The sequence below is a fragment of the Variovorax sp. J22R115 genome, from assembly GCF_030317005.1.
Classification (GTDB): domain Bacteria; phylum Pseudomonadota; class Gammaproteobacteria; order Burkholderiales; family Burkholderiaceae_C; genus Variovorax.
In genome coordinates this window covers 1-1,114 of sequence record NZ_JASZYM010000060.1, presented here as the reverse complement: position 1 = coordinate 1,114, position 1,114 = coordinate 1, and the positions used below count along the sequence as shown (strand labels likewise).

The 1,114-nt window shown below is 63.6% G+C and carries 1 protein-coding gene and 1 pseudogene; both read left to right on the top strand.

Going from position 1 to position 1,114, the window contains the following annotated elements; translation table 11 throughout:
- Positions 1-132, top strand: a pseudogene (locus QTI04_RS34185) (chemotaxis protein CheW); the annotation flags it as partial.
- 67 nt (positions 133-199) lie between these two features.
- On the top strand, positions 200-1,114 hold a 915-nt coding region (locus QTI04_RS34180), incomplete at its 3' end, for a methyl-accepting chemotaxis protein (RefSeq protein WP_286619638.1).

Genomic DNA, 1,114 nt, shown 5'->3' with positions numbered 1-1,114 from the left:
ATGGGCTCGGTGCTGGACACGGACTATCTGATCGGCCTGGGCACGCTGGACGAGCGGATGCTGATCCTTGTGGACATCGACCGGCTCATGTCCAGCGAAGAAATGGGCCTCGTCGAGGCCGCAGCCGCCTGAACCCGATGCGCCAGCCCGCCTCGAGGCTTGCGCAATACCTCCCGTTTCCAAGTTTCCCCGTCCCATCATGAAATTTCTCTCCAACGTCCGCATCGGAACGCGCCTGGCCATCGGCTTCGGCATCGTCCTGGGCCTGACGATCATCTCGACCGCCTTTGCACTGGTGAGCGCGAAGAACAACGCCGAAGCGACGCGGCGCATGATGCAAAGCCCGCTGGCGAAGGAGCGGCTCATTTCGGACTGGTACGTGCTGACTTACTCGGCCATCGCACGCACGTCGATGATCGCGAAGACCACGGACGACACGCTGCCCGTCACCTTTGCCGACGTGATGGCCGACAGCGTCAAGAAAGGCTCCGAGACCATGGCAAAGGTCGAGGCGCTGCTGGTGGTCGACGAAGAGAAGGCGATGTTCAAGTCCATCGTCGAGCTGCGAAGCAAGTACCAGGCTTCCAAGGACATGGTTGCCAAGGCCAAGGCGAGCGGCAATGCGGCGGAGGCCGAGCGGGCGTTCAAGGAGTCGTTCTTGCCCGCCGCGAAGGCCTATGAAGGCCGCGTGCTCGACCTGCTCTCGATGGAACGCAAGGCGATCGACGACATGAGCAGGGCAATCGACGCGGCGAACTTGCGCGGCTTCAACCTCAGGGCTTTGCTCACGATCCTGACGGTGCTTCTCGGCGGGTGCGCAGCCTTTGTCATTTCGCGCAGCATCGTCAGGCCGCTGCATGAAGCCGTGAAGGTTGCGGAGACCGTGGCCGCGGGTGACCTGAGCAGCCGCATCGAAGTGGACAGCCGCGACGAGACGGGCCAACTGCTGCAGGCGCTCAAGAACATGAACGACAGCCTCGCGAAGGTGGTCGGCGAGGTTCGCACGGGCACGGACACGATCGCGACGGCGTCGAGCCAGATCGCGACGGGCAACCAGGACTTGTCCTCGCGCACCGAAGAACAGGCGAGCTCGCTGGAGCAGACGGCGGCCTCG